Raw genomic sequence first — 26,784 nt, 5'->3', positions numbered from 1 at the left:
AAACGCCTTTATTCATCTTGTACGCTGATGCGCGCTCGGTTTTTCTCAACGGTCTTCTGACCGATGCCTTTGACCTTTGCTAAGTCCTCGACCGTCTGAAAACCGCCAAACATCTCGCGGTATAAAATAATCGCCTGCGCCTTACTACTGCCAATACCGTGCAGCGAAACCAGCTCGCCCTCACCGGCACGATTGATATTGATCACCGTTTGCGTGCGTGCTTGCAACTGCGCGGTCTCTTGCGCCAATAAAGACGCGTATGCTTGCTGCGGACTGGTAAAACAAGTCGCTGCCAAAGCCTCGCTTAGCATGAGCGTCATGATAAGCACTGCCCCAGCGGCAGCCGCACCGATCAAGCCAGGCTTATGATGAGCGTTCATGTCTTTTTGCCACCTCCCACAAGGCATCCATCTCCTCAATATCGCTATCCTCTAGACGCTTGCCTGCCGCCGCCAGTTGCGCTTCGATATAGCCAAAGCGTGATTTGAATTTATGCACACAGGTCAGCGTCGCCGCTTCGGCATCGAGGCTGAGCTTGCGCGCCACATTGACCAGCGCAAACATACAATCACCCAGCTCTTTTTCGATATCGCTAATATTGGCTTTGATCTCCGCCTTGGATTTACCCCTAACCTCAGCCTTTAACTCCTCGATCTCTTCTTCTAACTTCTCAAAAGCGCCGCTGATACCGTCCCAATCAAAGCCCAGTTTTGACGCTTGTTTTTGTACATCTTGTGCTTGCATCAGCGCGCTACCCGCTTTGGTACTATCCAGTCGGCGCTTGGGTTTGCCGCGCGCCGCGCGAGCTTGCTGCTCCTCAAGCTTGATCTCATCCCAGCGCGCTTTGACCGCCGCGTCGTCTGTCAGTGTCTCGGCTTCAAACACATGCGGGTGACGGCGAACGAGCTTCTCTTGCAAGGTAGTGATCACATCACTCATATCAAAACGCCCTTGCTCAGCGTAGAGCTGACAATGAAACACCACTTGCAGCAGTACGTCACCCAGCTCGTCCTTGATGTCTTCGTCATCATCCGCTTGTACTGCTTCGCCAAGCTCATAGGCTTCCTCAATCGCATAAGAAATCAGGCTATGATTGGTCTGTTTTTTGTCCCACGGACAGTCGGCACGCAGCCGCGCCATCAAGGCAAGTAAATCATCGATCTGGCCGGTGGCCTCAGGGGTGCCCTGTACAGGCTTGGGTGGCAACGTGGTTTGCTCTAACGGTTTCATAAAAGATGCTCTTGTTTTTGCGGGTTGGTTCCTATGACAGCTAGTGTATCATTGAATAGCAACTGGCTTTTGACTTCCTCCCCTCCCTAAAGTGAGGGGATTCCTACTAAAGACGGCCAAGCCCGACCGCGAGAATGTTTTTTGCTCCATTAACGTCACGTTGATGGGTCGTTTTACAAGAACGACAAAACCATACTCTTATACCAAGACCTGATCTACCTTTCGGACTGTCTTGGCGGGAGCCGCAACACGAGCAGGTTTGGGTGCTGTACGCTTCATTGACTTCAAGATAGTGGCAACCTGCGTTCGCGCATTTGTAATCCAGTTGCCGCTTAATCTCAAACCAACCAGCATCATAGACGGATTTGGCCAGTTTGGATGAAGTGAATGATGTTGGTTTAATTTTACCAACAACGATTAGGCTGTTGGCTTTGACAAGCTTTGATGTGAATTTATGAATTAAATCCTGGCGGGTGTTTTTAATCTTGGCGTGAATGGTTTTGACCCGCTTTTTATTCTTGGCTCTTTGGGCAGTGGCCAGTTTTTCTGCGTATTGATGAGTGATTTTGATTTGTAGCTTGTCACCCTCACTACTGACTGCGGCATCTTTGCAGCCTAGATCAATACCGACTTGACCAGTGCCGCACTTAATCTTTGGAAATTCTTTGACGGTGATACAGGCATACCATCTGCCTCGTGCATCTTGTACCAGCTCACAGGTGTTGATGTTGTAGAGCGAGAGATTATAGCTATCCCATAGATCAATAATCAGCTTTTGACGGTTAGCTAAGCTAAATTGCAGGGTGCTTTTTAGAGATTTTTTACCGCTTTGGTGCGTACTGATATGCTTAATCGCGGTCTTTTTAAAGGGAATCCAGCCCAAACTTCTTCTCTTGGCGTTTGGGTTGTTGGTGCGCCAGTTGAGTTTGGCTTTGTTAAACTGTTTACGGGATTTAGCGTAAACCTCACTAATCGCTTGCAGGGTTTGGCTGTGCAAGTTTAAATACTCGCCACTGCCTTTGGTATAAGCAGCCAAGTCATAGGCTGAAAAGAATTGACCTGTACGCTGTAAATGTTTAAAACTTAGCTCATTGACGTAATTCCAGACAAAGTTAACCGCCCCAGCCAAGATATTGAGCTGAGTGGCATGTTTGTCTTTGATGCGTAGCTTGAGCGTTTTCATGGAATAATTATGATCTCAATGCAGTTGGTTATCAAGGTATTCGCCATACTGGGCGACAATGACTGACGCCTGATATCCACGCCCTAGAAGGACGTGGTTTTACGGCGCTGGATGATAAATACCGCCATTCACTGTTTATTGTTTATTGTTTATTGTTTATTAAAGGAACATATCATTATGCCCACCTCTACCATCCCCAGCTATCAACCAGCGCCTGAGTTTCCACCGATGACGATTGGCTCATTTAAGGCCTATGATATTCGCGGTGAGCTCGGCGTTAGCCTCGATGAAGACATCGCTTATCGTATTGGTCGCGCCTTTGCGCAGATATTGTTTCAGCGGTATCAGCAAGTAGCCGCTACTCAAGACAGTGAGCTGGCGACGCTAAAGCCCGCTATCGTCATCGGCAGCGACATTCGCCACTCAAGTGAGGAGCTGAAACAAGCGGCTATCAAAGGGATAGTCGATGCAGGCGTCGATGTCATCGACCTTGGTATGACCGGTACTGAGGAGGTGTATTTTGCCACCAGCCACTATGCGGCTTTAGGCGGTATCGAAGTCACCGCCAGTCACAATCCAATCAACTACAATGGCCTAAAGCTGGTCAAAGAGCAGTCAAAACCCATCAGCGCTGATGATGGTCTGGCCGAGATTCAGGCATTGGCAGAGTCTGGGCAATTTACCAGCAGTGATAAATCAGGGGCATTGCAGCTGTTGACAGATAAAAGCGCCTATATCAATCACTTGATGACCTTTATCGACACCGACAAGCTCAAACCGCTAAAGCTGGTGATCAACTCTGGTAATGGTAGCGCCGGCCCTGTCGTTGATTTATTAATAGACAAATTGACGCAAGCAGGCGCGCCGATCGAGGTAATCAAGCTGCATCATACCCCTGATGGTAGCTTCCCCAACGGCATCCCCAACCCGATGATTACCGCCAACCGAGCCGCGACGCAGCAAGCGGTTTTGACTCACAAAGCTGATCTGGGTATTGCCTTTGATGGCGACTTTGATCGGTGTTTTTTGTTCGACGAGACAGGCGAGTTTATCGATGGTAGCTATGTGGTGGGTATGCTGGCGCAAGCCTTTTTAAATAAATATCCAAACGAGTCAATCGTCTATGACCCACGAGTGATATACAACACCGAAGCGGTGATTGATGCGCATCAGGGTGAGGCGGTCATCAGTAAGTCTGGGCACTCCTTTATCAAGCAAGTCATGCGCGAATCAGGCGCGGTCTATGGCGGCGAGATGTCTGCCCATCACTACTTTCGCGACTTCTTCTATTGCGACAGCGGCATGATTCCGTGGCTACTGACCATTGAGCTGCTATCCGTCACCGGTAAGACGCTATCGGAGCTGGTCACCGGCTATATCAATGCCTACCCCAGCTCGGGGGAGATGAACTTTCGCCTAACCACAAATGACGCGCCTGCTATTATTAAAGCCATTGAAGACAAGTATCGCAGCCAAAACCCCAGCAAAACCACGCTTGACGGCCTAAGCCTCGACTTTGGCGACTGGCGCTTTAATTTGCGCGCTTCTAATACCGAGCCGCTCATTCGGCTCAATATCGAAACGCGCGGCGATCAGCCACTTTTAGCGGATAAGATACAAGAGATCGAGCAGTGGCTGGCGGCACAAGGGGCGATGCCAGCGTAAAGCCTTTACCTTGGTACAAAGAGTGCTAATGGTCAGACAATAAAGGCTCGCTAGTGAATATGAGCGCGCCTTTATTTCGCACGACCGATGCCCATATAGCTCCCTACCAAGGCTGCAATTTGTGAGCGGCTCATGGCATTTTGCGCATCAAATATCGGCATGGCGTACTGATTGATTTTGCCAATATCTAACTGATCGCGCGGCGACCAACTGATGATAAAAATAGCCTGCGCCTCTGCAAGGTGCTGATAAGGCTGGGTAACCAGCTCCAGCAGCGGCTGCTGCCCATACAGCACAGTCAGCTCATGTTGCGCCTTATCGCTATAGACCAGTGTGCGGATATTGTACGACCATAGCAAAGCGAGTAATGGATGAATAGCTGATTCAATTGTAAGCCCCGAACCAGCCTTATAACTACCGCCCCAGATCATCACGGTCTTATTGTCGATAAACCCATCAAAATACTGCCAAAACTTACGAAATATCAGCTCTTTTTGATCTTCATTGATATGTATGACCGACTCTAAGAGCGGCATATCTAGGCTACGTGCTTGGCTCGACTGCTGCAGCTGCTGCAGCTCACTTGGCAGAGTGTTGCCACCAAAGCCCCACCCTGCTTGTAAGTAACTACTGCCCACCCGCTGATCTAAACCCATGATACGGCTGACTTGACCAATATCGACGTTTTGACTATCTGCCAAGCGCGACATCTCATTCATAAAGCTCACCCGCGTCGCCAGCATCGCCATGATGCTACTACGAGCAAACTCAATGGTCGCGATATCGGCATGATAGGACGCGCTTGCATGCTGCATCAATGGCTTTAATACCGCCAAATGCTGACTACTCTCTGGCGTTTTTTCGCCCAGCAGCCACAATGAAGGGTTTAACATCGAGCTATAAGCATCACCGTCTTTTAAAAACACAAAGGGCACATAATATACCCACGCCCGCTGCAGCCGCTGCGCCAGTGCAGCCACCTGCCCTAATGCCTGAATACCGCTCATAATCAGCGGTAGCGACTGCTGGTGACTGTGATTAAAGGCGGTAATCCAGCCGTCCTCTAGCCATACCGCATCAATACTGTCTAAAAATAGCCAATATAGCGCCACGCTGGCTGGTTTGGGCGGGTTATCAGCGTCGTTATGAGTGCCACCGCCTGTTTTATCATAGTGCTGCAACAGCTGGTCTGCACTATTGGGTAACGGATGGTGACTGATCAGCTGCTGCTGCTTATACATCTGCCACAGTGCCTGCAGATGATGCTCAAAACCATACTGCTCTAACTGCTGGGCCAGTAGGACTTTATCGGCATACAGATGCACGCACTGACCGAGGCTTGCCAGCACCACCGCACTGGTGATGGCCTCGATACTATGACCAACCAGCACACAGACATCAGTCTCCTTTACTGGCTTTGCTTGCCAGCCCCGCGGGTCAGATGAACGCTTATCACTATTATCCGTGCTCATGAGGTTACCTTGTAAACTGATGATTATAGGCTTTAAGACAGCTGATTGATGTGGCGTAGTAGCTGATCGGTGGAGCTATCAAACTGCCTTTCACGCTCGTCTTGCATGGCATGATACACGGACTCCGCCATCTGCTTACCCATCTCAACCCCCCATTGGTCGAAGGGGTTGATATCCCAGATGCTGGCCATGACATAGACCTTGTGCTCATAAAGCGCAATCAGCGCGCCTAGGCTATGCGGGGTCAGCTCATCGAGTAAGATGGTGGTTGACGGCTGATTACCGCGGTAGTATTTGTATTTATCAGCAGCGCTATCGGCTGTGCCATCACTGCCAGCTGTCGCCACGGCGGCATTTCCAAAGGCCAGCACTCGGCTCTGAGCCAGACAGTTGGCGAGCGACAGCTCATGCTGCTGCTGCAACGGCGCGTTTTTTTGCTTATCGTGATAACGGCGCACGCAGGCGATAAAATCACATGACACCTGCTGCGTGCCTTGATGCAGCAGCTGATAAAACGCGTGCTGCGCATTGGAGCCGATCTCACCCCACAGTATCGGGCAGGTATCATAGTCGAGACGCGCGCCGTGCTGGGTGACTGACTTGCCATTACTCTCCATCTCCAGCTGGGTTAAGTAGCTTGGCAGATAGCTCAAACGCCCATCATACGGCAGTACCGTGTGAGCATTGACGCGTAAAAAAGTACTGTTCCAAACAGCAATCAAACCCAATAACACCGGTAAATTCTCTGCAAAATCAGCCTGAGCAAAGTGCTCATCCATACTGTGCGCGCCTGACAGTAGCGCCTTAAACCCCGCCATACCAATCCGAATGGCCAGCGCAAGGCCGATCGCCGACCACATCGAAAACCGCCCGCCGACCCACTCCCATAGCTGTAGCTGATGCTTAGGATGGATCCCCCACGCGCACATCTTTTCGCTATTGGCAGAGATACCTATAAAGTGCCGACGCAGCACACTGTCCTCTGTACCCGCAAGGCGTTTGGCGGTAGCGAGCAGCCATGATAAGGCGGTCTTGGCATTGGATAAGGTGTCTACCGTACCAAAGGATTTGGACGAGATAATAAATAAAGTGGTCTCAGGATTGAGGTGCTTGAGTAGGTTGTCCAGCTGGGTGCCGTCCATGTTGGAGACAAAATGCACGTCGATATCGGTATCGGCCCATTCATCAAGCGCCGTCGTCGCCATCAAAGGCCCAAGATCTGAGCCGCCGACGCCGATATTGACCACATCAGTAATGGCCTTGCCCGAAAACCCGCGCCACGTGCCATTGCGCACCCGCGCTGATAGGCGCGCCACCTGCGCCAGACTGCGATGCACATCAGCCACCACGTCTTGCTCGCCGACCTGTAGCGCGGCGGTCGCTGGCAGACGTAGCGCTGTATGCAAGGCTGCACGCTCTTCACTGGTATTGACCGTCGCGCCTTGTAACAGCGCTTTAATACGAGCCGATAAATCACAGCTATCAGCAAGGCTTAAAAGGTTAGATAATACCGTCTCATCGATACACTGCTTGCTATAGTCCATGTATAGCGCCCCCGCCCGCGTACTAAAACGCGTGGCGCGCGTGGCATCTTGCGCAAACAAATCCGCCACCGACCAGCGCTGCGCCGCTACACTCTGTAGCTGCGACCAATATACCGAGTGGCGGGCGCTGCGATAAGCGCTATCTTGCTGTCTATCGTCCATTGGTTACTTATCATCCGCGAGTTGCCGCTCGGCAAAGTAGATAAACGCCTGCATGTATGAGCGCATATCGCCAGCATCATAGCTATCGCCGCACATCGTAGTGACATTGACCCCCGACTCACTAATCAGCGCATCGATGGCGTCGGTCAGCTGAATCTCACCGCCGACCGAGGCGGTAGTCTGCGCCAGATAATCAAAGATTTGATTGCTAAACACATAGCGGCCGACCACGGCGAGATTGGATGGCGCGTCTGCTAAGCTGGGCTTTTCGACGAACCCTGCCACTTTAAAGCTGCTATTGCTGTTTTTGTTGTCATCGATATCGCTCGCATCACTAAACGCTTGACTCAACTGCGCGATACCGTATTTATGCACATCCTCATCTGCCACGCTCTCGACCAATATCTGTGAATGACCATCGTTGGCAAAGGCATCGATCATAAAGGCTAAGTTGTCCACGCTCATGTCGGTGGTGTATGGATCGAGCACCACATCAGGCAATAACACGGCAAAGTCATGCTCGCCGATGATGGGTCGGGCGGCCAATACCGCATGACCCAACCCCAATGCCTTGCCCTGACGGATCATCGACACCGTCACGTCCTCTGGTAGCCAGTTGAGGCTATCGGCCAGCTCGTCTTTGCCTTTATGACGCAGCTGCGTATCTAGCTCGGCATTGATATCGAAGTAGTTTTCGATTGCGCTCTTTTGTGCATGGCCGACGAGGACGATGTGCTTGATACCAGCGGCGATGGCTTCTGCCACCACATAATGAATGGCGGGGCGATTGCCCAGTGGCAGTAACTCCTTGGGCACGGATTTGGACAATGGCAGCATACGGGTGCCAAAGCCTGCGACGGGGATGACGGCGTGGGTGATGTTTTTCATACCTCAACAATCCTATTAGCTTAGTATTTATCGTTAGTATTTAATCAAGTACTTTGCCTAAAGCTCACATCAAAGCTTACTCAATACTGTATGTGTATCCAAACTTTCTTTTAAGCTCAGCATATCTACTTGAATGCTATCTGGTACTCCATCAAATAAAACTTGTGTCGCATTGGCTTGTTTTTCGACACTCGGCATAATCAAACTGGCTTTCTGATGAAGTGTCTCTATGTGCCATAGTCGCCATGCTTCCCAATAGTCTAAGCGAGCCAGCGCTGCTGTTTTATTATAGATACCGAATTCTTTTGAAGTCATCAAAGAGTTCGGACGGTGACTGGCGATGGTCAGCGGCTTTTTAATAACTACGATGCGCTCACTGCCATAGACTAGCTTTAAACGCTCAAAAAACTCACTATCCGCCCCTGTGCGCACGATATGCAACAACCCTGTCTCTTGTTTGACAGTCTGCAGGCGAAACATGGGAGAAGCGGGGTTTTGGCGCATAAAGGGATACACTTGCCTGACATAGTACTGACCATCATGATCTAATCGCAACCAATGTGATGTCGTCGCAATGATACTAGCGTCTGTTATCAATGGCTGCACTTGCTCTGCTATTTTTTGTGGATGCGCCCAATCGTCAGAATCCTGACAGGTCAAAAACTCACCTGTCGCATACTGTGCGCCAATGCTTTTGGCAGCAAATGTCCCTACATTTTTCGGTAGAGCAATGACCGTTAAATCTTTATAGCGACTGTTCAAAGACCGTAAACGCTGTAGTGTATCATCAGTGCTGGCATCATCAACGACTATTATTTCTAAGTTGCGCCACGTCTGCATCAGCAAACTACGAATACAGCTCTCAATTGTCTCGCTGGCATTATAAGTGGTAACGATAACTGTCACTTTATGCCGCTGATGATGGCCTTGAGACTTTTCTTGCTTATTCAGATTCTCTACTGTGCTTAGATTAGCTACAGTGAATTGCTGCTCATCGGACAGCGCTATCTGATCAAGCTGATGATGAGTAAACATTTGATTTAAATTGGCCAGCTTCGCTAGTGGTGTATGAAGGGCGATATTACTGTAAAGACAGCTTTTATCTGCATACTCGGCATCTACTGGATATGCCAAAAAATCACTTAAATAATGATCAATATGAGTATTTAGTGGATCATGCTGCTGTAAAAGCGCAATATATAGACCTAGATAATAAGAGCTATCTAACGTGCCTGACTTTTCTTTCTGTGCTTTCAAAAAATAAAATACCACTTCAGGGTAAAGTGATATCGTCTCTTTGATCAACTCATGATGAAATTGATAGTAGCGTTTATCATACAAGAGTTGCTCTATATGACTTTTGGCCTTCTCATCCGTTAAATTTTTACGCTTAATATTGGCAATAGTAGATACCAATGTATGCCGCGGTGTCTTTACTGATAACCATGATTGACGCTCTAAAGTACTACGATATAAGCCTAAACGCACCGCATACCAACGGCGCTTAGCAGTGATATAGCGCTGCTTAGGCTTTAGCACTGCTAAAGCCTGAGCGAACTGCTTATTTTTAACATAAGAAAAGTATTTCAAATCGAGACCTAATTAATAATCTGAACCAGATAAGTCTCGAGTATATACCTTATCCAAACTACCTGATAAATCTTCTGAGAGTCGGTTGGCTACAATAATATCTGACCTACTCTTAAACTCTTCTAAATCATTTACAATTTCACAGTCTAAAAAACTATGTTCATTAGACTTGGGCTCATAGATAATCACCGTCGTACCCAGTCGTTTTAAGTGCTTGATAATACCTTGAATAGCCGACGCACGGAAATTATCGGACCCTGCTTTCATTATCAGACGATAAATACCCACAACCTTGGGATTACTCGATACGATATCATTGGCGATAAACTCTTTACGAGTATTGTTTGAAGAAACTACTGCTCCTATCAAGTTCTGCGGTATATTTTCATAATTGGCCAGTAGCTGCTGAGTGTCTTTAGGGAGACAATAACCACCATAGCCAAAAGATGGATTATTATAAAAATCCCCGACCCGCGGATCTAAACAAACACCTTTGATGATTTGCTCAGTATCCAGACCATGAACCGCTGCATAAGTATCCAGCTCGTTAAAGTAAGAAACGCGCAATGCAAGATAGGTATTAGCAAATAGCTTGACGGCTTCTGCCTCAGCACTATTGGTCAATAGAATGGTTGGGTTTTCTTTAACTGCGCAATCTGCCACCATTTGTGCAAACTTCTGTGCACGCTCTGACCGCTCACCGACGATGATGCGTGAAGGGTATAGATTATCGTATAGCGCCTTGCCTTCACGTAGAAACTCAGGAGCAAAGACAAGGTTATCAATGCCTAGTTTCTTTTTCGTTTTTTGCGTAAAGCCTACAGGAATGGTGGATTTGATGATAATCAAGGCATTCGGATTGACTGCCAGTACGTCCTTGATGACGGCCTCGACACTACTGGTATCAAAAGAATTAGTATCTGTATCATAGTTGGTCGGGGTAGCTATCAGCACATAGTCTGCATCGGTATAAGCTTGCATCTTATTCGTTGTCGCAAACAAGTCCAGCTCCTTACGAGCTAGAAAGTTTTCTATTTCTTTATCATCAATCGGTGACTGACGCTGATTAATTTTATTGATTTTATCTTGATCAATATCTAATGCGGTAACGCTATATTTTTGTGCAAAAAGTACGGCATTAGAGAGACCGACGTACCCTGTGCCTACGATAGTTATTTTTTTCACTTCTATTAACCTTTATGTTGCGAACCACTTCTACACGAACATAGTCGTTCTTATATTATTAAACATGTAGTTTCTAAATAATTAAGATATAAGTTAAGGCTTTCGAACCTCAGGCCTTATTACACTATAATCAATCACATTTATAGTTTTGGACTTATCATTTTTAATATTTTGTATAAATACCTCTACATCATTAGACAGGTTTCTTTGTATACTTTCGTAATCATACTTCCACCATTCAACTCTTAAAAGTTGTGATATTATACTTTCTTCAAATCTATATTTAATTATTTTAGCGGGAACTCCACCTACGATTGCGTAAGGAGGAACGTCTTTCAATACTACTGAACCAGCTGCTACTACACATCCATGACCAAGCTTAACACCACTGTTAATAAGTACTCGGTCCCCTATCCAGCAGTCATGACCTATTATTACTCTTCTTCTCTTACTTGTGTGGAATATCGAAATATTATTATCACTAGAGATGTACAAGGATGGATGTGTGCTAACTCCTTCATAGTTATGCTTACCAAGTCCAATAGATACTCCTCTTCCGATCGAGCAATAGCGTCCTACTTCTGAATAAGAGCGTATAATACCTTGATTCATATAAGAATAGTAACCGATCCAAATATCTCCCTGTAACTCACATTCAATAACTCTCACATTATTTTCAGCCAGTACTGACCAGCCTTTATTATTAGTTGATACTATCAACGGTGGACTATTTCTACTCATTATTCCCCCTTAGTAAGGCACTATTTAGAAGTGATTAACTTTTTTGCTCTTATGATCGCTAATCTCAAATAACCCTCTAAAGAAGATGCTAAATAATCAACATGGTTAGACTTTGCTCTATAATAAGAAGACTGACTAAAGTTATTCCATGCCACTTCATTATTATAAAGCCACGAGACCATTTCACCCATCTCCTCCGGTGTTCTAACAGCCATTCCTGTGGCAGAGATATACTCACTTAAAGAATGTGGCATATGTCTATAAACAGCAGGAGTACCATAAAACTGAGCTTCACAAGCCACCATCTCAAAAGTAAGATGAACATTTAGACAAATAAACAACTTCCTATGTGCCATCCAGTCTCCAAACTCGTCTGTCATATGAGGTACAAACTGTACTTTAGGATGTGGTGGATTTTTTCCTGAATATTGTTTATACGCATATAGGTTGACATGAGGTAGTCGCTTATGGATCGCCTCAATCCAAGCATGTGAGTTACCTCCAATGATATATTCATTGCTTAGCTTAGTCGCATCACCTAAACAAATACCTTCGCGCTGATGAAATGGAATAGTGGCATTACTTTCAGTTGGTAAAATTGTTTTTGGTAATACACATATAAACTCTCTAATTTCATTAAAAATTCTATCCTGAGCTGCACTTTCAGTAAAAACTGTAGCAAAAACAGGGGTTTTAGAAGACTTATTATAAAACTTTATTTTTTCTACTATCCAGTTACTTCTATCATCATCATAAAGATATGATAAGTTAACAAGTACTGGTATATTTCGGCTCTGTAAAAAGTTAACTTTATTATCTACGCTTACAAAATCTGGCCTAACTGGATCTCCTGGATATATCCAACATAAATCTACATCTTTTACAATATCTTCATCTAAATCATTAGTTGTATCGAGAGTTTTTACTTCATGTCCTAGGTTAACTAATACATCTTTAATAAGTTTACAAGACTTATAAATACCACCTTTAGAAAAAGTGCCAAACCTTCCTATAATTAATAGCTTTAAAGGTAGATTATTATTAAGTGTCCATTCATTAATCGATTTTACAAAATTATTTTGTAAAACTACTGTGTTCTTTCTTGTTTGTGCATTTGAACTAGAGTCTTTATAAATAGAACTAGCTTCACTACCCTCAACTGCAACTACTTGGTTAGCTTCATGTTCAATTACGTAAAAAGGAATATTATACTCTTGACCTTTTAGCGAAAAAAATATATCTGCCATGTTAGGCGCTATAAAATCTTTCAACTTAACAGGCATAATACTAGTATGGAACGCACAGCAGCCTGTTCCTAAAATATGAACAGGAGTATCAAATGGTCTATGAGCTTTAAAAGTAAATACACGTCGAGACTTTTGATCATAAAAATCTTCATAAGGCTTCTTAATTAATGACCCATGCCAGCCAACACAAGCCTTGAATTCATATTTTTCCAATTTTTCGATGGTAGTAGATATATAGTTCTTTGGATAAATTAGATCGTCATCACAAGAAAAGTATATACCATTGTGCTCATCAACCCAGAAAAACTTACCTACATCTCCTAAATCTTTGCCTTTAAATCCTTCAACTATTATTTTAGGATGTTTTAGATAATCTGGAATATAACTCCATCCATTTAAATAGACGCCTATTTTTTCTACTTGTGGTAACAAAGAACTAATGGTTTTTTCCAGTGCTAATTCTCTTTCGGGTATTGCAGCAATACCGACAAAGACGTTATTTGACAGTTTACCTTTGACAAAATCAACAACCTCTCTTTTCGTTCTATTATTAATTAGTTTAATATTAAAAAGAATAGTATCAGATAATTCTGGATACTCTACAATCGCTTTCTTATACAGTTCTAACGCTTTATCATAGTCCTGATTTAACATTAGATTGTTAGCTTTCTTTAGTATATTTTTTGAAATCATATCAAGCCTATTTAAATTTAATGAACCATTATTAGTTTATATATCGTTACTATTCACATAGCGTAAAAAATTACTTTTTGAACTCTCTTATCTCTCGGCTCATCATAAAAGGCATTTTAATGAGAGCTTTAGGAGATGTCATTCCGCTCACAAACAAATCACCTAATTTATAAGACAAATGACTTTTTACTTTTTCGGCTTCCCTATTGTCTTTGTATTCTTCTATGTCTGGTAAGTCGACTTGATTTCTATCAAAACTCTGAAATTCTTGGTATTCTTTAAACAGAGCTAAAGGTAAAACCGCTAAATCTTTAGGTTTTTTAGCCTTTACCATCTTCGCTCCAAGCCTATATGGCAGATCATTCTTCACCCTATCAGCTGCTCCATAATATACTGGTGCCTTAGAAGGTCGCTGAGCAGTTACTTGTGGTTGCTCATTTTTTTTGGAAGACGATAACGATTGACTTTTTAAGTAGTACTTCTCTAGCTCTTCTTGAGTATGATGCAGCTGCTTAAGTAGCATCTCATTTTCTTGCTTTAGACTCTTAGCTAAACTATTCCCATCTATAGCATTTGCAGGGTTCTGACTACCTTTTACTTCTTCTAATTTTTTCTCAAGTAGCCCATACTCTTTTATTTTCTGCTGTTTGTACACTTTATGTGCTGACAACTGACTTTCTAACTGCTTTTGAACATCATATAACTGCTCTACAAGCAGTTCTTTTTCTACTGAGTGTTGAGGATTTTCTTGCTTATCATACAGATCATTTAAGACAGTAACTAACTCTGTTAAATCAACCTGTTTGGTTCTATAAATTGGCTCACTGCTTTTTATAGCCGCTTTATTCAGTAGCGTATTAAACAGCTTAATCACTTCTGGATATTTTTTTAGGATTTCATTATTGATATGATCTATCGCTGCACTACTTTGGTTAACAGTGTCAGTATCATTATCTGGGACTGAATCTGTAGCATCTTTAAAGACTTGCCAATGCTTCTTTAGGTTCAAACCACTAGCAATGGACTTAACTTGCTCCCCTAGCTTGCTAATGTTATCGGCTGCACAGCTGCCCTCAATCAGTATGGCTTGACCTTCATAACTCTCAAATGTTTCTAGCATTTTTTGATGGTAATCTACCCACTCAGACATAACTTGGTCAATCGTATCTGCTGTCAAAGTTTCACTTGTAAACTCTTTCAGAATATTCTTAGGATGATCAAATACCAAAACAAACCCTACCTCAGGTTCAATCTGCTGCCAATACTCTAAACTCGCTAGATTCTTATCAGACTCCCAACCCCAGTTTCCAAAATCCAAATTAGCCAAAAGCAAATCTATCATGACATTATCAGCCATCTTCTCATTGACAGATGATATGTTTTCTCGCGCAAGCACCTTATATAGCGTCTCTGAAACTTGCTCAGTAGTCATTTTATGAGTATAGCTATCGCTAGGCTTACTTAAGCCTCTCTCATATAGCTTCTCCATTACCTCCTTGGATTTAGAAGTTTTATGTCCAGCTTGGATGATAATACTCATATGGATTTCCTTTATAAATAACAATAATAATAGACAGGAGAAGCTTATTTACTTATAACCACTCGGATTTTGACTTTGCCAGCGCCAGGTATCTTGACACATCTCCGTGATAGACAGCTTAGCGTGCCAGCCAAGTAGCGCTTTGGCTTTATCGGCACTGGCATAGCAGCTGGCGATATCTCCGGCACGCCGCGCGACAAACTGATACGGCACGCGCTGCCCTGTGATATCGGTAAAGGCATTGACCAACTCTAACACAGACGTACCTGTGCCAGTCCCTAAATTAATAGGCAAAAACCCTACTGAGCTTTGCTGTACATTGACTTGCTGCTGTAAATAATTCAATGCCGCGACATGACCTGCGGCCAGATCAGTGACATGGATAAAATCACGCACGCCCGTGCCATCGACGGTCGGATAGTCATTGCCAAAGATGCTAAGTTTTTCCAGCTTACCGACGGCGACTTGCGAGATATAGGGCATGAGATTGTTTGGAATATCGTTTGGGTCTTCGCCTATCTGCCCTGATGGATGCGCGCCCACTGGATTAAAATATCTCAGAGAGATTAGGCTCCAGCTAGTATCGGAGACTGCTAGATCTTCTAGGATATGCTCGACGGTCAGCTTGCTTTGACCATAGGGATTGGTACAGGAGCGCGGGGCGGTCTCATCGATAGGGAGAGTCTCAGGATCGCCATAAACCGTGGCAGAGGAGGAAAAAACGAGGTTTTCAACGTCGTACTCTGCCATGACTTCGAGTAAGGTGATGGTGCCACTGACGTTGTTATTATAATAAAGTAAGGGCTTGGCCACGGACTCACCGACGGCTTTTAATCCAGCAAAATGTATGACACCAAAGAATTTATGAGCGTCGAACACTTGTCTCAATGCCTTGGCATCACGGATATCGCCCTTAACAAACTCAATAGGAGTACCAATAAGGTGAGAGACACGATTGATCGCTTCACGGCTACTGTTAGATAGATTGTCATAAACAACTATCTCATAGCCTGCCTGATGCAAGGCTATACAAGTATGTGAGCCGATATAGCCTGCACCGCCTGTGACGAGGATTTTATTCTTCATAATTTTTCAAACAAAAAAAGACACCCCATTGTAGAGATGTCTTTTTGATAATTCAACACAGCTTTCGTGGCTTTTTGTAGACTTATGCTGACGCCTATCTTACCAGCCAGTAACTTCTTTTAGCTTATCGCCCAATTTAGATGGGTCACGTGTATACGCGATACCCGCATCTTCAAAGGCTCTAAACTTCTCTTCTGCAGTACCTTGACCACCAGAGATGATAGCGCCAGCATGGCCCATACGCTTGCCTTCTGGAGCAGTGACACCAGCGATGTAGCCGACCACAGGCTTCGTCACATGGTCTTTGATATAAGCGGCGGCTTCTTCTTCAGCAGTACCACCGATCTCACCGATCAAGATGATCGCTTCGGTCTGTGGATCTTCTTCAAACAATTTTAGCGCGTCGATCTGGTTCATGCCAGGGATAGGGTCACCACCGATACCGATACAGGTTGACTGACCAAAGCCTAGCTTTGTGGTCTGCGCGACAGCTTCATAAGTCAAGGTACCAGAGCGTGAGATGATACCGACTTTACCTGGCTGATGGATGTGGCCTGGCATGATACCGATTTTGCACTGACCTGGGGTGATGACGCCTGGGCAGTTAGGACCCACTAGACGCACATCGCCCGCTTCTTCTAGATAGCGCTTGGCTTTTAGCATATCGATAGTCGGCACACCTTCAGTGATCACGACGATCAGCTTCACGCCCGCATCGATCGCTTCGACGATTGAGTCTAGTACAAATGGTGCTGGTACATAGATCACAGATGCGTCAGCTTGAGTCGCTTCCATCGCTTCCGCCATGGTGTTAAATACTGGCAAGCCTAGGTGCGTTTGACCGCCTTTACCTGGCGTGACACCGCCGACGACTTTTGTACCGTATTCGATGGCTTGCTCTGAATGGAACGTACCATTTTTACCCGTAAAACCTTGTACCAATACTTTGGTATCTTTATCGATTAATACACTCATTATTTTTTCCTTGTATTCGGTTGTCTTGTGACAGCGACTTGACGACTGATGACCACTATCAATGATGATATGACAATGACGATCCGAGCCTAGCAAGTGCCATCACGCTTTGACGACTATGCGATAGCGCTTATATGCTTAGAGTTTGGTTTTATCGCCCTACTCTAAGGCGCTGGCGCAATCGGTATTAAGCTTGTACAGCTTCGACAATTTTTTGTGCAGCGTCTGCGAGGCCCTGAGCTGAGATCAGTTTTAGACCAGACTCTTCTAGGATTTGCGCGCCTTTTTCAGCGTTGTTACCTTCTAGACGGACGACCACAGGTACTTGTACATCGACTTCTTTGACCGCAGCGATGATGGCTTCTGCGATCATGTCACAGCGTACGATACCGCCGAAGATGTTGATAAGAACGCCTTCTACGCTGCTGTCTTCTAGGATGATTTTGAACGCTTCTACAACGCGATCTTTGGTTGCACCGCCGCCCACGTCTAGGAAGTTAGCAGGCTTGCCGCCGTATAGTTTGATGATGTCCATGGTCGCCATGGCAAGACCCGCACCGTTGACCATACAGCCGATGTTGCCTTCTAGGGCGACGTAGTTTAGGTCAAACTCAGCAGCTTTAAGCTCACGCTCGTTTTCTTGCGTTTTGTCTTGTAGCGCAGCGATCTTTGGTAGGCGATATAGGGCGTTTGAGTCGATACCGATTTTGCCATCGACACAGACGATTTCGCCGTTTTCGCGTACGGCTAATGGGTTGATTTCCATTAGGGCAAAGTCGTTTTCGACAAAGGCTTTGTATGCGCCAGTCATCAATTTTACGAACTGGTTGATTTGCTTGCCTTCTAGGCCAAGTTTAAACGCCACATCACGCGCTTGGAACGGCATAAGACCCACTAACGGATCTACATGTACCTTAAAGATTTTTTCTGGTGTCTCATTAGCGACTTCTTCGATATCGACGCCGCCTTCGGTTGATGCCATAAAGGTCACACGGCGGGTTGCACGGTCGACCACAGCACCAAGATATAGCTCAGTCTGTACTGGATACATATCTTCTGCAACCAAGACGAAGTTGACGGGTTGGCCATCAGCATCAGTCTGGAAGGTGACCAAGTTGGTACCGATGAGCTCTTCTGCCACTTGTTTGGCTTCTTCACGAGTCTTAACCAGCTTTACACCGCCCGCTTTACCACGGCCACCAGCGTGTACCTGGGCTTTGATGACAGCGATATCGGTTGGGGTTTTGTCAAAAGCAGCAGCAGCTTCGTCGCCATTGTGGGCGATAATGCCTTCTTGAATAGGCAATCCGTAGCTTTTTAATAGCTCTTTTGCTTGATACTCATGTAAATTCATTGATTGTATCCCTTGTTTTTTACAATTAATAAAAAGTGAAAATAAGTGCGCGTAGACCAGAGTCTGGCGCACTTATGACCATAGCAGCAGCGCCGATAGCAGCACTATCATTGACGCCTAAATAGTCAAGTCATAAATCGATACTTGCTTATTTGTTTGCTTGTTTTGCAACGGTAGCGAACGACTTATTTTTTACGCTTTTTACGCTGAATAGCGTGAATGGCGCGGCCATCTGCAGATAGCGCCGCTTCGTGTACTGCTTCTGAGATCGTTGGGTGAGCAAATGTCATCAGCTGCAGGTCTTCGATACTAGAGACAAACTCCATCGCGATCATGCCTTGATGGACGATATCGCCTGCACCTGCAGAGATGGCATGCATACCTAACAAGCGATCTGTTTTGGCATCTGCGACGACTTTGATAGAGCCTTGGCCTTCGCTTTGCGCGAGCGCACGACCGTTGGCCGCTAGGTTAAATGAGCCAGTTTTGACTTCATAACCAGCTTCTTCGGCTTCTTGCTCAGTCATGCCAACCCATGCGATTTCTGGATGGGTATAGATGACGTTGATGATAGTATCGTAGTTGACCTGAGCTTTTTCGCCATGGATACGCTCGACGGCCATCATGCCTTCTTCCATCGCTTTGTGCGCAAGCATAGGACCACGTACCAAATCACCGATGGCGTAGACGCCGTCTAGATTGGTTTTGCACTGATCGTCGACATCGATTAGACCGCGCTCGGTCAAGGTGATACCGCTGTCTTCGCCCAGTAGTTTTTCAGAGTAGGCACGGCGACCGACACAGACGATCAGCTTATCAAAGCTCTCCTCTGAGGCTTCGCCTTTGGCTTCGCTGGTCACAACGACTTGATCGCCTTTGACTTCAGCGTTGGTAACTTTGGTATCGACACGGATATCAAGGCCCTGCTTTTTCAGCAGTTTGCCGGCTTCTTTGGCGATGTCTTTGTCAGCAGCAGCTAGGAAACTAGGAAGTGCTTCATATACCACAACCTCGCTACCCAAGCGGCGCCATACAGAGCCTAGCTCCAGACCGATCACGCCCGCACCGATCACACCAAGGCGTTTAGGTACTTCAGTAAAGTCAAGCGCGCCAGTTGAATCAACGATACGGTCACCGTCAGTTTTGGCAACAGGGATTTCGATAGGCACAGAACCTGCCGCAAGAATGACATTTTTTGCGGTGATGGTCGTTTCGCTGTCATTTTCTAGCGCGGTAAATTTAACTTTTTTCTCGCTACCTTTACCATCGATGAGTGTACCCCAGCCTTGTAGCCAGTCAACGCCATTGCCCTTGAGCAATGCTGCCACGCCGCCGGTCAACTGCTTGACGATGCCTTCTTTGCGAGCGATCATCTGCTCGATATCGATAGAGACATCACCTGTGCTGATACCATGCTCAGCTAGGTCATGCTTGGTCGCTTCATAACGATGCGAACTATCCAGCAAGGCTTTTGATGGGATACAACCGACGTTTAGGCAAGTACCGCCAAGCGCAGGCTCGCCTTTATAAACGCGTTTTTCGATACAGGCCACGCTCATGCCAAGCTGACCTGCGCGAATGGCTGCTTCATAACCGCCAGGACCGCCGCCGATGACGACCAAATCATAATTGTCTTTCATAGTACGTTCCTATTTTTTAGATTATTTTAGATTTTGCTCATGTTGTGTGAGGTATATCGGCACGATGGTGTCACTTTTGTGCAATAACGACCGATCTCATCTTTAACCACAGAGTCAATCATCTGTCTAGTTGATGAAGTATTTAGTAACCAATAGGCTGCCTCAAATGCAGACATCTCGATAAAGCTTACTAACGACCCGCCGTCAGACGCCGCCCTATAGGACTGCGTCTTCATTAAACGTCACAATTAAATGTCATAATTAAACGGCTTGATTATTGCTAAGCGTGATTTTGCTCAAATAATAATGGCCGATACCAAAGTTAAAAAACTTGTATCAGCGATTGCCAATACAAGCTTAGAAGCTTACAGGTCTAAAAGAAGCATATTAGGATCTTCAACCAATTCTTTTAGTGTCACTAAGAATTGTACCGCTTCTTTACCATCAATCATACGGTGGTCATAAGACAGCGCTAGGTACATCATCGGTAAAATCTCAACTTTACCGTCGACCGCCATTGGGCGCTCGTTGATCGCGTGCATACCCAAGATAGCAGTTTGCGGTGGGTTCAAGATAGGCGTTGACATCAGTGAGCCAAATACACCGCCATTTGAGATAGTGAATGTACCACCCGTCATCTCGTCTAGACCAAGCTTGCCTTCTTGCGCCTTGCTACCGTATTCACGGATTTTGGCTTCGATGTCCGCCATACCCATACGGTCAGTATCGCGCAGTACGGGAACGACGAGGCCGCGATCTGATGATACCGCCACACCGATGTCATAAAAACCATGATAAACGATGTCATCACCGTCTAGCGAAGCGTTTACCGCTGGGAAGCGTTTGAGGGCTTCGGTCGCCGCTTTGACAAATAGCGACATAAAGCCTAGACGTACGCCATGACGTTTTTCGAACTTCTCTTTGTACTTAGTACGCATGTCCATCAACGGCTTCATATTGACTTCGTTAAAGGTCGTCAACATAGCAGTTTCTTGAGTAGCCGACAGTAGACGCTCAGCGACACGCTTACGTAGGCGCGTCATTGGAACGCGTTTTTCGGTGCGCTCGCCAGTTGACTCTGCCACAGGACGACCACTATCTGACTTGATAGAGCTGTCAGCTTTTAGCGTTGGGTTTGCCATATCGCTCTTGGTCACACGGCCACCGCGGCCACTGCCTTCGACATTTTTCGGATCTACGCCAGACTCTTTGGCTGCTTTACGAACGGCTGGGCTTTGATCTTTATGGTCAGCTTCGGCTTTTTTGTCAGTGGCTTGTACTGGCTCACCGCCATCTGTACCTTGTTTGGCTTGCACTGGTGCCGCTGGCTGGTCTGGGTCGACTGCTGGCTCATCGTTTGAGTCGGTGCTACCGCTTGCGCCCGCTTCAAACTCAGCGATCAGCTCGTCAGATAGTACTGTGTCATCTACTTGCTTGACGATTTTGGTCACAACACCATCATCAGGTGCCACAACTTCTAAAACAACTTTGTCAGTTTCGATTTCAGCCAATAGGTCATCACGGTTTACTTGCTGACCTTCACTGACATGCCATTCGACGATCGTGCCATCGGCAACCGATTCTGGAAAAACGGGGGCTTTGATATCAGCCATCGATATACTCCTTAGATTTGGATATTTATCTGCATTATTAAGTCGTGATAGGCAGTCAATACTGTATGCAACAATGTCACTGATAGGTATTGCCAGTACTGACTGTCATCGCCTGCTTCATGTGTCTTCTATAATCTATAACTTGTAATGTCTGTCACTTATCTTACTTTGCCAGCTCATCGACACTGATACCAAGACCGCCTGCGATCAGTGCTTGCTGCTGCTGAGCATGCAGTTTTGGCGAGCCTGTCGCAGGAGCGGCGCTCGGTGGACGTGCGACTGGCTCCATGACTTTTGCCTTGGTTGGATGTGGGACAACGATACGGAACATATGCGGCGCCAGATAGTACCAAGCACCTTGATTCAATGGCTCTTCTTGCGTCCAAACGATTTCTTTTAGGTTGCTGTATTTTTCGATCTCAGCAATTAAACGTTTTTCTGGCAACGGATAAAGCTGTTCAATACGGACGATGGCCACATGATCAAGGCCAAGCGCGCGGCGCTGCTCAAGTAGATCATAGTAGACCTTACCACCACAGAGCACCATACGAGTGATGTTGTCTGCATTTTGCTCGTCTATCTCTGGCAGTACCGTCTCAAACTTACCGTTGGCAAGCTCTTCTAAGTGCGAGGTAGCCAGCTTATGACGTAGCAGGCTCTTCGGTGACATAACGATAAGCGGCTTACGAATTGGGCGTACCGCTTGACGACGTAAGGCATGATAAATCTGTGCAGGCGTCGTTGGGGTAATCACTTGCATATTGTCTTCGGCACATAGCTGCAAGAAACGCTCAAGACGCGCTGATGAATGCTCAGGGCCTTGACCTTCATAGCCATGTGGCAACAGCATGGTCAGACCACAAACGCGCTGCCATTTGGTCTCACCGCTTGAGATAAACTGGTCAATCACCACTTGTGCACCGTTGACGAAGTCACCAAACTGCGCTTCCCAAACAATGAGCGCGTTGGGTACGGTGGTTGCATAGCCGTATTCAAAGGCCAATACCGCCTCTTCTGACAACAACGAGTTATAAGTGGCAAAACGTGCTTGGTTTTCGCTGATATGCGATAAAGGCACATACATGCTGCCGTCATTGACGTTGTAGATTTCACTATGGCGATGCGAGAAAGTACCACGGCCGACGTCTTCACCAGTGATACGAACCAAGACATTGTCATGATCGACCAATGACGCATAAGCCAAGGTTTCAGCAGCGCCCCAGTTCAATGGCTCTTCGCCTGTTTGCATGGCTAGACGCTGATCGACCACTTTTTGTACTTGGCGCTGTAGCTTGTAGCCTTCTGGCATCTGCGCCATACGGCGGCCATACTCTTTTAATTTTTCGATATCGACGCTGGTATCCCACTCATCGACCAAATCATGACCTAGATAGGGTTTCCAATCGACAAATAACGCTTCGTTTGGCTTGCTGACCAAGGCATTGGCGACATAGTCACCACGGTCTAGCGACTCACGGTAGTCATCTTCATACTGTTTTTCTTCTTCTGCACTAAGGATGCCATCGGCGATGAGCTTTTGTGCATAGATAGTACGCGTCGTAGGCAGTTTTTTGATGACCGCATACATCAAAGGCTGCGTCGCTGATGGCTCGTCGGCTTCGTTGTGGCCGTTACGGCGATAGCAGAACAGATCAATGATGATGTCTTTGTCAAACTCATGACGGTAATCTAATGCCAATTGCGCAGCAAACACCACAGACTCAGGGTCATCACCGTTGACGTGTAAGATAGGTGCATGCACCATCTTGGCCACATCAGTACAGTACTCGGTTGAGCGGGCGTCTTCTTGACGGCTGGTCGTAAAGCCGACTTGGTTGTTGATCACGATATGAACCGTACCGCCCGTGGTATAAGCACGCGTCTGTGACATCTGGAAGGTTTCTTGAACCACACCCTGACCGGCAAAGGCAGCATCACCATGGATGACGATTGGCAACACTGAGTTACCGTCTTTGTTGTTCATAAATGGCTGATCGTTACGGCGAACTTGACGTGCACGTACCGAGCCTTGCAAGACAGGCGCCACGATTTCAAGATGCGAGGGGTTAAAGGCTAGAGCCAAATGCGCCTCACCGCCTGGTGTCATGACGTTAGAAGAAAAACCGTTATGATACTTAACGTCGCCTGAGCCTTTTTCTGGCTGCACCTTACCATCGAACTCATCAAACAAGTCAGCAGGGTTTTTACCTAAGATGTTGACCAATAGGTTTAGACGGCCACGGTGCGCCATACCAATGACCATCTCTTTGGTGCCATAGCCGCCAGCACGTTGGATGATTTCATTGATGGCTGGGATAAAGCTCTCACCGCCTTCTAGACCGAAGCGTTTGACGCCGGTGTATTTACGAGCCAGATATTTCTCTAGGCCTTCAGCTGCTGTCAGACGCTCTAAGATAGATAGGCGTTTTTCTTTATCAAATTCGATATAGCCTAGGTTGGTCTCGAGGTATTTTTCCATCCAGCGTTTTTCGGTGCTGGTGGTCACGTGCATGTATTCAACACCGATATAACGGCAGTACACACGCTCCATGATTTCGATGATCTCACGAAGTGTCGCTTCGTCTTTACCGATGTTTAAATCATTGGTCGGGAATACCGTATCGAGATCCGCTTCTGATAGCTTGTGATACTCTAGCGTCAGATCTTCTACTTCGGCACGCGGATGCAGGTCTAATGGATCTAGCTTGGCGCGGCGATGACCACGGCGACGGTAAGCTGAGATCAGCTGCTGCACACCCATTTGTTTAGGATCCGCACAGTCGGCACTGCCAGCAGACGCGCTACTGGTGTCGGTGTTGACTTTATTGGCGGTTTGATTGCGGGCCAGCAATAAAAACTGATCTTTAATAGCATTGTGTTTGGCGTCATTTGGCGACTTGTACTGTTCAAAATACGTTTGCCAGTCCGCATCCACACTATCAGGATCGGTTAAGTATTGCTCATAGAGCGCTTCGATATAATTGGCATTGTCAGCGGCCAGTTCAGTATGTCCTAGCTCTGCTGCGTCTTTCGTTATACTATTCATAATAATCGTCTATTTGATAGATAAATGAATGGAATCGTGCTTATTATTGTGTAATCTGTCGTATATCTGCTATGTAAACCTTGTGTCACATCAGCGGCTAAGCGTTTATTGACTGAACGTTTACTGCTTGTCAAAAGTCTGAATAACCTACGTCAAGCAAAAGTCAAAGTAAATTGAGCGCTGATTGTCTCTCGTCTATTTTTGCATTGCCGCTAACTTACAGTGTCGACAATAGCTAAGTAGCGCTAATCGCAGTTATTACAATACCGTTGGTAAAAATATAACTATTTGTGAACGCTCAGTTTTCTGAACCAACTCGTTTCACAACATTAATTTATATATAATGCAAAAAGCCATAACAAATCTATTAAGTAACATTTATTAACCATTGGTTATCCATGCTGGTTGTGGCAAGATCATAACAACTATTCACCTGACACATATGGCTGGCTAGGTATATACAGGTATTGCAATAGCAACCAATTAATCGTCAGTCTTCCTGCTTTCAGCCAGCCCTTCACACGGCTGTTTTGGCTGAACTGGTATCCTATCAATGAGATAAGTGACACTCTTAGCCAAATATACATTGCTGTATAGGGTAGCATGTCTACTTTTTACGACATAGTTTGTTTGTTCAATACTAGGTATTTACATAATGAATATCTATTATCAATATAATGATATCATTATTGGCTGATTCTGGCTTGCTATTATACCTAAAGTGGTAAAATCTTCCTAAGCATTCGGCTCAATCAAGCACTAAAATTACCTAAATAAAGTCAGATAGCTCATTAAAACCCTGAGCTGATGTGCGCTTACCCCTATGATTTCTATATTAAGTTAATAGGATTGCGTATCTAATTATATAGGCCGCGCGCCTTTATCACAGACCTTCTTACACATGACCAACGTACTGTCAATATAGCTTTACCATCATACTGTCATTGATGCACGCTAAAAACACATCGCGCTTGCGCTGCTGCCTTTAAAGGTAGGTGACGCAGTTGAGAAGCCCCCGCACCCTAATCAATAAAAAACACCACCTAATGGCTAGGTGGTGTTTTTTTTACAGTATCTGTAAAAAACCATGCAATTATAAACGATTAACCTGCTTGGTCAATCAACATATTACGCAGATGACCAATTGCTTTGGTTGGATTCAAGCCTTTTGGACAAACTGACACACAGTTCATGATACCGCGGCAACGGAACAAACTAAACGGATCGTCCAAACGAGCAAGACGCGCTTGCGTATCACTGTCACGGCTATCAGCCACAAAACGATAGGCGTGTAGCAATGCTGATGGGCCTAAGAACTTATCAGGGTTCCACCAGAATGATGGGCAGCTGGTCGAACAGCATGCACATAAGATACATTCGTACAGACCGTTTAGTTGTTCGCGCTGCTCAGGTGATTGCAGACGCTCTGTCGGCGGTGCTGGTTGATCATTGATTAAGTACGGGTGTACTTTTTCGTATTGCTCATAGAATTGGTTCATATCGACGACCAAATCACGAACCACAGGCAGACCTGGTAGAGGACGGACGGTGACTTTTTCTGGCAAGGTGTTCATGTTGATAAGACATGCAAGACCGTTTTTGCCATTGATGTTCATGCCATCAGAGCCACAAATGCCTTCGCGGCAAGAGCGACGGAAAGTGAGGGTCTCATCTTCTTTCTTTAGGCGTAATAACACGTCAAGCAACATACGATCTGACTCTAACAGCTCAATCGTATAGGTTTGCATGCGCGGCGCTGCGTCCACATCAGGATCGTAGCGATAGATTTCGATGGTGCGAGTACCTCGGCTCATAATGCTAAACTCCACACATAGGTGATGGCGGGCATACAAAGACTGCGACCTCACCACGCTAACGATTGATTTATCATCAGCGCAGGCAAGTGCATGTAGCTGGCGGTCACCTTTTT

The 26,784-nt window shown here is 45.8% G+C and carries 19 protein-coding genes; 1 reads left to right on the top strand and 18 read right to left on the bottom strand.

Going from position 1 to position 26,784, the window contains the following annotated elements; translation table 11 throughout:
* Positions 1–8: 8 nt before the first annotated feature.
* The 3 genes from R0I52_RS01865 to R0I52_RS01855 form a co-directional block, all read right to left on the bottom strand.
* The gene (locus R0I52_RS01865; RefSeq protein ID WP_317052915.1) at positions 9–380 is read right to left on the bottom strand and encodes a ComEA family DNA-binding protein; all 372 of its coding nucleotides are present in this window, start codon (positions 378–380) and stop codon (positions 9–11) included.
* The gene (gene mazG, locus R0I52_RS01860; RefSeq protein WP_317052914.1) at positions 364–1,230 is read right to left on the bottom strand and encodes a nucleoside triphosphate pyrophosphohydrolase; all 867 of its coding nucleotides are present in this window, start codon (positions 1,228–1,230) and stop codon (positions 364–366) included. The genes R0I52_RS01865 and mazG overlap by 17 nt, the downstream gene beginning before the upstream one ends.
* Before the next feature lie 106 nt (positions 1,231–1,336).
* Positions 1,337–2,413: a transposase gene (locus R0I52_RS01855; RefSeq protein ID WP_317052913.1), complete on the bottom strand. Its 1,077-nt coding sequence runs from the start codon at positions 2,411–2,413 to the stop codon at positions 1,337–1,339.
* 177 nt (positions 2,414–2,590) lie between these two features.
* On the opposite strand from R0I52_RS01855, the gene R0I52_RS01850 reads away from it, so the two are divergent.
* Positions 2,591–4,078 carry a phosphomannomutase CpsG gene (locus R0I52_RS01850; protein WP_317052912.1) on the top strand — a complete coding sequence of 496 codons (1,488 nt, stop codon included), beginning with the start codon at positions 2,591–2,593 and terminating at the stop codon, positions 4,076–4,078.
* A gap of 71 nt (positions 4,079–4,149) precedes the next feature.
* Here R0I52_RS01850 and R0I52_RS01845 read toward each other — a convergent pair whose 3' ends face one another.
* The 15 genes from R0I52_RS01845 to R0I52_RS01775 all read right to left on the bottom strand — a co-directional run bounded on the left by R0I52_RS01845 (position 4,150) and on the right by R0I52_RS01775 (position 26,668).
* Positions 4,150–5,550, bottom strand: a complete 1,401-nt coding sequence (locus R0I52_RS01845) for a UDP-glucose/GDP-mannose dehydrogenase family protein (RefSeq protein ID WP_317052911.1) — start codon at positions 5,548–5,550, stop codon at positions 4,150–4,152.
* Between the two features lie 32 nt (positions 5,551–5,582).
* Positions 5,583–7,256, bottom strand: a complete 1,674-nt coding sequence (gene pgi / locus R0I52_RS01840; RefSeq protein ID WP_317052910.1) for a glucose-6-phosphate isomerase — start codon at positions 7,254–7,256, stop codon at positions 5,583–5,585.
* A 3-nt stretch (positions 7,257–7,259) separates the two neighbouring features.
* A complete protein-coding gene (locus R0I52_RS01835; RefSeq protein WP_317052909.1) occupies positions 7,260–8,144 on the bottom strand; it encodes a UTP--glucose-1-phosphate uridylyltransferase in 885 nt (294 codons plus the stop codon).
* 69 nt (positions 8,145–8,213) lie between these two features.
* Positions 8,214–9,734, bottom strand: coding sequence for a glycosyltransferase family 2 protein (locus R0I52_RS01830; RefSeq protein ID WP_317052908.1), 1,521 nt, complete (start codon positions 9,732–9,734; stop codon positions 8,214–8,216).
* 12 nt (positions 9,735–9,746) lie between these two features.
* On the bottom strand, positions 9,747–10,925 hold the full coding sequence (locus R0I52_RS01825; protein ID WP_410524026.1) for a nucleotide sugar dehydrogenase: 1,179 nt from the start codon (positions 10,923–10,925) through the stop codon (positions 9,747–9,749).
* A gap of 87 nt (positions 10,926–11,012) precedes the next feature.
* Positions 11,013–11,660, bottom strand: coding sequence for a CatB-related O-acetyltransferase (locus R0I52_RS01820; RefSeq protein ID WP_317052906.1), 648 nt, complete (start codon positions 11,658–11,660; stop codon positions 11,013–11,015).
* A gap of 20 nt (positions 11,661–11,680) precedes the next feature.
* On the bottom strand, positions 11,681–13,600 hold the full coding sequence (locus R0I52_RS01815; RefSeq protein ID WP_317052905.1) for a hypothetical protein: 1,920 nt from the start codon (positions 13,598–13,600) through the stop codon (positions 11,681–11,683).
* Positions 13,601–13,670: 70 nt separating this feature from the next.
* Positions 13,671–15,140 (bottom strand): hypothetical protein, encoded by a 1,470-nt coding sequence (locus R0I52_RS01810; RefSeq protein WP_317052904.1) that lies wholly within the window; start codon positions 15,138–15,140, stop codon positions 13,671–13,673.
* A 48-nt stretch (positions 15,141–15,188) separates the two neighbouring features.
* Positions 15,189–16,226 carry a UDP-glucose 4-epimerase GalE gene (gene galE / locus R0I52_RS01805; RefSeq protein ID WP_317052903.1) on the bottom strand — a complete coding sequence of 346 codons (1,038 nt, stop codon included), beginning with the start codon at positions 16,224–16,226 and terminating at the stop codon, positions 15,189–15,191.
* A gap of 99 nt (positions 16,227–16,325) precedes the next feature.
* On the bottom strand, positions 16,326–17,201 hold the full coding sequence (sucD, locus tag R0I52_RS01800) for a succinate--CoA ligase subunit alpha (protein WP_207968964.1): 876 nt from the start codon (positions 17,199–17,201) through the stop codon (positions 16,326–16,328).
* A gap of 187 nt (positions 17,202–17,388) precedes the next feature.
* The gene (sucC, locus tag R0I52_RS01795; protein ID WP_075101408.1) at positions 17,389–18,555 is read right to left on the bottom strand and encodes an ADP-forming succinate--CoA ligase subunit beta; all 1,167 of its coding nucleotides are present in this window, start codon (positions 18,553–18,555) and stop codon (positions 17,389–17,391) included.
* Between the two features lie 185 nt (positions 18,556–18,740).
* Positions 18,741–20,195 (bottom strand): dihydrolipoyl dehydrogenase, encoded by a 1,455-nt coding sequence (lpdA, locus tag R0I52_RS01790; RefSeq protein ID WP_317052902.1) that lies wholly within the window; start codon positions 20,193–20,195, stop codon positions 18,741–18,743.
* Positions 20,196–20,560: 365 nt separating this feature from the next.
* The gene (gene odhB / locus R0I52_RS01785) at positions 20,561–21,808 is read right to left on the bottom strand and encodes a 2-oxoglutarate dehydrogenase complex dihydrolipoyllysine-residue succinyltransferase (protein ID WP_317052901.1); all 1,248 of its coding nucleotides are present in this window, start codon (positions 21,806–21,808) and stop codon (positions 20,561–20,563) included.
* Positions 21,809–21,971: 163 nt separating this feature from the next.
* Positions 21,972–24,854 (bottom strand): 2-oxoglutarate dehydrogenase E1 component, encoded by a 2,883-nt coding sequence (locus R0I52_RS01780; RefSeq protein ID WP_317052900.1) that lies wholly within the window; start codon positions 24,852–24,854, stop codon positions 21,972–21,974.
* Between the two features lie 1,103 nt (positions 24,855–25,957).
* Positions 25,958–26,668 (bottom strand): succinate dehydrogenase iron-sulfur subunit, encoded by a 711-nt coding sequence (locus R0I52_RS01775; protein WP_317052899.1) that lies wholly within the window; start codon positions 26,666–26,668, stop codon positions 25,958–25,960.
* Positions 26,669–26,784: the final 116 nt, after the last annotated feature.

This window comes from Psychrobacter sp. CAM01, assembly GCF_032842965.1.
Taxonomy (GTDB): Bacteria; Pseudomonadota; Gammaproteobacteria; order Pseudomonadales; family Moraxellaceae; genus Psychrobacter; species Psychrobacter celer.
Note: the sequence above shows the minus strand (reverse complement) of the source record. Positions and strands in the feature narration are given on the sequence as shown.

Coding starts and splice junctions, on each gene's coding strand:
- R0I52_RS01775 (WP_317052899.1), bottom strand. CDS start 26,668: ATGAGCCGAGGTACTCGCACCATCGAAATCTATCGCTACGATCCTGAT.
- R0I52_RS01780 (WP_317052900.1), bottom strand. CDS start 24,854: ATGAATAGTATAACGAAAGACGCAGCAGAGCTAGGACATACTGAACTG.
- R0I52_RS01815 (WP_317052905.1), bottom strand. CDS start 13,600: ATGATTTCAAAAAATATACTAAAGAAAGCTAACAATCTAATGTTAAAT.
- R0I52_RS01845 (WP_317052911.1), bottom strand. CDS start 5,550: ATGAGCACGGATAATAGTGATAAGCGTTCATCTGACCCGCGGGGCTGG.
- R0I52_RS01865 (WP_317052915.1), bottom strand. CDS start 380: ATGAACGCTCATCATAAGCCTGGCTTGATCGGTGCGGCTGCCGCTGGG.
- odhB (WP_317052901.1), bottom strand. CDS start 21,808: ATGGCTGATATCAAAGCCCCCGTTTTTCCAGAATCGGTTGCCGATGGC.
- pgi (WP_317052910.1), bottom strand. CDS start 7,256: ATGGACGATAGACAGCAAGATAGCGCTTATCGCAGCGCCCGCCACTCG.
- R0I52_RS01820 (WP_317052906.1), bottom strand. CDS start 11,660: ATGAGTAGAAATAGTCCACCGTTGATAGTATCAACTAATAATAAAGGC.
- galE (WP_317052903.1), bottom strand. CDS start 16,226: ATGAAGAATAAAATCCTCGTCACAGGCGGTGCAGGCTATATCGGCTCA.
- R0I52_RS01855 (WP_317052913.1), bottom strand. CDS start 2,413: ATGAAAACGCTCAAGCTACGCATCAAAGACAAACATGCCACTCAGCTC.
- sucD (WP_207968964.1), bottom strand. CDS start 17,201: ATGAGTGTATTAATCGATAAAGATACCAAAGTATTGGTACAAGGTTTT.
- R0I52_RS01850 (WP_317052912.1), top strand. CDS start 2,591: ATGCCCACCTCTACCATCCCCAGCTATCAACCAGCGCCTGAGTTTCCA.
- mazG (WP_317052914.1), bottom strand. CDS start 1,230: ATGAAACCGTTAGAGCAAACCACGTTGCCACCCAAGCCTGTACAGGGC.
- R0I52_RS01810 (WP_317052904.1), bottom strand. CDS start 15,140: ATGAGTATTATCATCCAAGCTGGACATAAAACTTCTAAATCCAAGGAG.
- R0I52_RS01835 (WP_317052909.1), bottom strand. CDS start 8,144: ATGAAAAACATCACCCACGCCGTCATCCCCGTCGCAGGCTTTGGCACC.
- sucC (WP_075101408.1), bottom strand. CDS start 18,555: ATGAATTTACATGAGTATCAAGCAAAAGAGCTATTAAAAAGCTACGGA.
- lpdA (WP_317052902.1), bottom strand. CDS start 20,195: ATGAAAGACAATTATGATTTGGTCGTCATCGGCGGCGGTCCTGGCGGT.